General features: G+C 74.1%; 5 protein-coding genes. All 5 read left to right on the top strand.

What is annotated here, in order from left to right:
• The first annotated feature begins 397 nt into the window (after positions 1 to 397).
• Complete coding sequence (gene ald / locus ACOJTC_RS22050) at positions 398 to 1,513, top strand: alanine dehydrogenase (RefSeq protein WP_420118298.1); 1,116 nt, start codon at positions 398 to 400, stop codon at positions 1,511 to 1,513.
• Positions 1,514 to 1,581: 68 nt separating this feature from the next.
• A complete protein-coding gene (locus tag ACOJTC_RS22045) occupies positions 1,582 to 2,589 on the top strand; it encodes a site-specific tyrosine recombinase XerD (protein WP_420118297.1) in 1,008 nt (335 codons plus the stop codon).
• A 171-nt stretch (positions 2,590 to 2,760) separates the two neighbouring features.
• Positions 2,761 to 3,684: a ParA family protein gene (locus tag ACOJTC_RS22040; RefSeq protein WP_067315071.1), complete on the top strand. Its 924-nt coding sequence runs from the start codon at positions 2,761 to 2,763 to the stop codon at positions 3,682 to 3,684.
• A 65-nt stretch (positions 3,685 to 3,749) separates the two neighbouring features.
• Positions 3,750 to 4,844 (top strand): segregation/condensation protein A, encoded by a 1,095-nt coding sequence (locus ACOJTC_RS22035; protein WP_420118296.1) that lies wholly within the window; start codon positions 3,750 to 3,752, stop codon positions 4,842 to 4,844.
• A partial coding sequence (gene scpB / locus ACOJTC_RS22030) for an SMC-Scp complex subunit ScpB (protein ID WP_420118295.1) occupies positions 4,844 to 5,649 on the top strand: 806 nt, incomplete at its 3' end. The genes ACOJTC_RS22035 and scpB, both read left to right, overlap by 1 nt.

Below are 5,649 nucleotides of genomic sequence, written 5' to 3'. Positions count from 1 at the left end.
CCCGCGACGCCGGCTGGTCGGTGCTGCGCCGCGCCGACACCCCGCTGCACCGCTGATCCGGTACGCCGACAGGGGCCGTCGCGGTACGCCGCGCGGCCCCTGTGTCGTCCGTCCGTCCCGGCCGGCCCGCTGTGTCACGACGTCGTTGCGGGAGCGTTTCCCGTGCGGCGGTCGGGGCCGCGCGGTGCGACGATGGGTGTGACGCCGAACGGCTGGCCTGCGCGGTATGCCTGACACACCGTCAGGCGCATCGGGCACCGGTTGTCACTGTGCCGCCCGTCGGGGGTCGGCGGCACGCCTAGACTGCCGCCGGCGGGAACGGTGGACCGCGTCGGCAACGGAGCCGGCGGGGCACCGCGCAGTCCGGGGTGCGGCACCCCGGAGGAAGGTGTCTCACGTGAAGGTCGGAATCCCCCGCGAGGTCAAGAACCACGAGTACCGCGTGGCGATCACGCCGGCGGGCGTCAACGAGTTCGTCCGCCACGGTCACCAGGTCTTCGTCGAGGCCGGTGCCGGCGTCGGGTCCAGCCTCACCGACGACGAGTTCACCGCCGCCGGGGCCACCATCCTCGGCACCGCCGACGAGGTGTGGGACACCGCCGAGCTGGTGCTGAAGGTGAAGGAACCGATCGCCGAGGAGTACCACCGGATGCGCGCCGGGCAGGTGCTCTTCACCTACCTGCACCTGGCCGCGTCCAAGGAGTGCACCGACGCGCTGGTCGACCGGAGGGTCACCGGCATCGCCTACGAGACCGTCGAACTGCCCGACCGGTCGCTGCCGCTGCTCGCCCCGATGTCCGAGGTGGCCGGCCGGCTCGCCCCGCAGGTCGGCGCGTACCACCTGCAGCGGCAGGGCGGCGGGCGGGGCATCCTGATGGGTGGCGTGTCCGGGGTGTACGCGGCGAAGACCGTCGTCATCGGCGCGGGCGTGTCCGGGATGAACGCCGCCGCGATCGCGTTGGGCCTGCAGGCCGAGGTGCTGCTGCTGGACAAGAACGTGGCCCGGCTGCGGCAGGCCGACGCCATCTACCGGGGCCACCTGCAGACGGTCGCCTCCAACGCGTACGAGATCGAACGGGCGGTGCTCGACGCCGACCTGGTCATCGGCGCGGTCCTCGTCCCGGGCGCGAAGGCCCCGACGTTGATCTCCAACGAGTTGGTGTCCCGGATGAAGCCGGGCAGTGTGCTGGTCGACATCTCCATCGACCAGGGTGGCTGCTTCGAGGACTCCCGCCCCACCACCCACGCCGAGCCGACCTACCAGGTGCACGACTCGATCTTCTACTGCGTGGCGAACATGCCCGGCGCGGTGCCGCACACCAGCACCTACGCGCTGACCAACGTCACCCTGCCGTACGCGCTGGAGCTTGCCAACCAGGGCTGGCGTGACGCGTTGCGCCACGACCCGGCCCTGGCGCTGGGCCTGAACACCCACGACGGTCAGGTCGTCTACGGCCCGGTCGCCGAGGCGCACGGCATGGCCACCCTCCCGCTGGACGAGGTGCTGGCCTGACCGGGCCGACGACGCACGCCCCGGCATCCGACGTCGTGCCCCGCGCGGCCGCAGACGGGGTGCCGGGGGTGGCAGGTGACGGGGTCGGGGTGGGCGGGGAGCCCGCGCCGGCCCTGCGGCGGGTCGTGCGCGGCTACCTCGACCACCTCACCGTCGAGCGGGGACTGTCGACCAACACCCTCACCTCGTACCGGCGGGACCTGGACCGGTACCTGGACACCCTGGCCGCCGCCGGGGTGCGCGACCTGGCCGCCGTCGACGCCCGGCAGGTCGAGGCGCACCTGGCCCGGCTGCGTGCCGGTGACGACGACCATCCGCCGCTGGCGGTGACGTCGGCCGCGCGGGCCGCGTCCGCCGTGCGCGGGCTGCACCGGTTCGCCGTGCGTGAGGGCCTGACCGGCGACGACCCCAGCCGCGACGTGCGCCCACCCACCCCGGCCCGCCGGCTGCCCCGGGCGCTGCCGGTCGACGACGTGGTCCGGCTGTTGGAGACCGCCGGCCCGGTCACCGCCACCGGCGACGGGGCGGCCCTCGCCCTGCGCGACCGGGCGCTGCTGGAGTTCCTGTACGGCACCGGCGCGCGGATCTCCGAGGCGGTCGGTGCCGCCGTCGACGACCTGGACGTCGACGAGGGCGCCGCCCTGCTGCGTGGCAAGGGCGGCCGGACCCGGCTGGTGCCGGTCGGCGGGTACGCCGTCGACGCGCTGCGCGCCTACCTGGTGCGGGCCCGGCCGGCGCTGGTGGCCGCCGGGCGGGGCACCCCGACGGTGTTCGTCAACGCCCGGGGCGGGCCGCTGACCCGGCAGGGGGCGTGGACGGTGCTGCGGCGGGCCGCCCGCCGGGCCGGACTGCCGGTGGACGGGCCGCACGCCGTCTCCCCGCACACCCTGCGCCACTGCTACGCCACCCACCTGCTCGACGGCGGCGCGGACGTGCGGGTGGTGCAGGAGTTGCTCGGCCACGCCTCGGTCACCACCACCCAGGTGTACACGTTGGTCACCGTGGACCGGCTCCGCGAGGTCTACGCGACCAGCCACCCCCGCGCCCGCGACGCGGACCCCCCGCCGGCCCGCTGACCGGCCGCTATGCCCGACACGCCGGACCGGTGCCGAACGTGCTGGTCGCCGGTGGCGTAGAGTCGGCATCGGCGCGGACCTCCTGGGCGACAACCGGGGTGCGCCGCGGCGCCGCGAAGGACGTCGGACAGCTCCGACGCCGGGTGGTCGTCGGGAGGGGGCAACGAGGACATGGCTGGCAACGGTGACCGTGCCGACGCCTGGACGTCGGAGCTCCGTGAGCAGCAGGCGTCGCTCGGCGCCGACCTGGGCCCGGCCGATCCGGCCGCCTACACGATGCGCAAGCCGATCCCCGAGCCGATGCCCACCGACCGGCACGGCCCGGCGCGGATCATCGCGATGGCCAACCAGAAGGGTGGCGTGGGTAAGACCACCACCACCATCAACCTGGGCGCGGCCCTGGCCGAGTACGGCCGCAAGGTGCTGCTCGTCGACTTCGACCCGCAGGGCGCCCTGTCGGTGGGCCTCGGGGTCAACCCGCACAACCTGGACCTGTCGGTCTACAACCTGCTCATGCAGGACGACGTCATGGCCGAGGACGTCCTGATCAAGACGGACGTGGCCGGCCTGCACATCCTGCCCGCCAACATCGACCTGTCGGCCGCCGAGATACAGCTGGTCAACGAGGTCGCCCGGGAGATGGCCCTGGCCCGGGTGCTGCGCAACGTGCGTAAGGAGTACGACTACATCCTGATCGACTGCCAGCCCTCGCTGGGCCTGCTGGCGATCAACGCGCTGACCGTCGCGCACGGGGTGCTCATCCCCCTGGAGTGCGAGTTCTTCAGCCTGCGCGGGGTGGCGCTGCTGCTGGACACCATCGACAAGGTGCGTGAGCGGCTCAACTTCGACCTGGAACTCGAGGGCATCCTCGCCACCATGTACGACAGCCGCACCACCCACTGCCGGCAGGTGCTGCAACGGGTGGTCGAGGCGTTCGGCGACAAGGTCTACCAGACCGTCATCACCAAGACGGTCAAGTTCCCCGAGTCCACGGTGGCCGGTGCGCCGATCACCACCCTCGACCCGGCTTCCTCGGGGGCCCGCAACTACCGGCAGTTGGCCCGTGAGGTGATCGCGGCCCAGGCCGACCGGTAGGTCGGGGTGCACGCCGGGGCGTCCCGGACGGCGACGACGTCCGGGGCGTGGACTACGGTCGTCCGGTGACCGCGCCGCCGCTGGACCCGCCGACGACCCCGCAGCAGCCGCCCGTGCTGGCCGCCGAGGTCGCCGCCGACGTGGCGACCGACCCGGCGGGGGTGCCGCAGGCCGGGCAGAGCGGCGGCTTCACCGTCCGGCTGGCGAACTTCACCGGCCCGTTCGACCTGCTGCTGCAGTTGATCAGCAAACACAAGCTGGACGTCACCGAGGTGGCGTTGCACACCGTCACCGACGAGTTCATCTCCTACCTGCGCGCCATGGGCGACGAGTGGGACCTCGACGAGACCAGCGAGTTCCTGCTCGTCGCCGCCACCCTGCTCGACCTGAAGGCGGCCCGGCTGCTGCCGTCGGCCGAGGTGGAGGACGAGGAGGATCTCGCCCTGCTGGAGGCGCGGGACCTGCTCTTCGCCCGGCTGTTGCAGTGCAAGGCGTCCAAGGAGGCGGCGGCGCACATCGCCGAACTGGAGGCTGTCGGCGGGCGACGCTACCCGCGGGCGGTCACCCTGGAAGCCCGGTACGCCGAGGCCCTGCCCGACCTGGTGCTCGGCATCGGCCCGGAACGGCTGCGCACGCTCGCCGTGCGGGCGATGACCCCGAAACCGGTGCCCGAGGTGTCCATCGCGCACGTGCACCTCGTCCGGGTCAGTGTCCGGGAACACGCGGCGGTCATCGCCGAGCGGCTACGCCGGGCCGGGGTCGCCACCTTCGCCCTGCTCTGCGCCGACTGCGAGATCACCCTGGAGGTGGTGGCCCGCTTCCTGGCCCTGCTGGAGCTGTACCGGGAGGGGCTGGTCGCGTTCGTCCAGGAGGAGGCCCTGGAGGAGTTGACGGTGCGCTGGACCGGCCCCGCCGACGGCGGCGCCGACCTGCACGTCGACGAGTACGCCGGCAGCCCCGCCGACCCCGACCCGGCCGAGCCCGCCACCGACAGCCCGACCACCGCCACGCCCGCCCTGGTGACTGCCGACCCCGGCACCGCCGCCGACCCTGAGCCCACCGACCCGGTGCACGGTGGGTCGGGGCGTGGCGGGTCGAAGCCGGGTGGGACGGTTGCCGCCGGGCCGGGGGACGAGCCCGCATCGATGCAGGAGAACTGATGAGCGACGAGGAGCGCCGGGACTCGCTGGCCGACCAGGCCGCCGCCTGGATTCCCCCCTGGGAGCGGCCCACCCCCGCGCGCAAGCCGGCTGACACCCCCTCGGAACCCGAGGGCGTGGACGCTCCCGGTGCGCCCGGCACGGACCCGGTTCCCGGGCTGCCCGCGCCGACGGCACCGGCCGACCCGGCGGCAGCCGACCTACCAGTGGCCGACCCGCCAGTGGCCGACCCGCCAGTGGCCGACCCGCCAGTGGCCGACCTGGCGGTGGCCGACGCCGGACCAGCCGATGCCGGGACGGCCGGTTGCGGGCCTGCCGCCAACGGGACACCCGATCCCGGACCGGGCGAGGACGTGACCTCAGCCGCCGCGACCGCGGCCGGTGGGGCGGGTGGCGGCGACGCCGGGCCGGAGGCCGCGGGGGAGCGGGGCGCGGCGGGCGTACCGAAGCGGCAGCCGGCGGGACGACGGCGGGTGCCGGTCGCTCCGCCGCCGGCACCCGAACTCGACGACGCGGAGCTGCGCGGCGCGTTGGAGGCCATCCTGCTGGTGGTCGACGAACCGGTCAGCGAGCTGGTGCTGGCGCAGGTGCTGGAGCAGCCCCCGGAACGGATCGGGCCGGTGCTCGACGACATCGCGGCCGGCTACACCGCCACCGGGCACGGGTTCGAGCTGCGCCGGGCGGCTGGCGGCTGGCGGCTCTACACCCGGCCGGAATACGCGACGTACGTGGAACGGTTCGTGTTGGACGGGCAGTCGGTCCGGTTGACCCAGGCCGCCCTGGAGACACTCGCGGTGGTCGCCTA

This window comes from Micromonospora sp., assembly GCF_048594385.1.
In the GTDB taxonomy this organism is placed as follows: domain Bacteria; phylum Actinomycetota; class Actinomycetes; order Mycobacteriales; family Micromonosporaceae; genus Micromonospora; species Micromonospora wenchangensis.
Note: the sequence above shows the minus strand (reverse complement) of the source record. Positions and strands in the feature narration are given on the sequence as shown.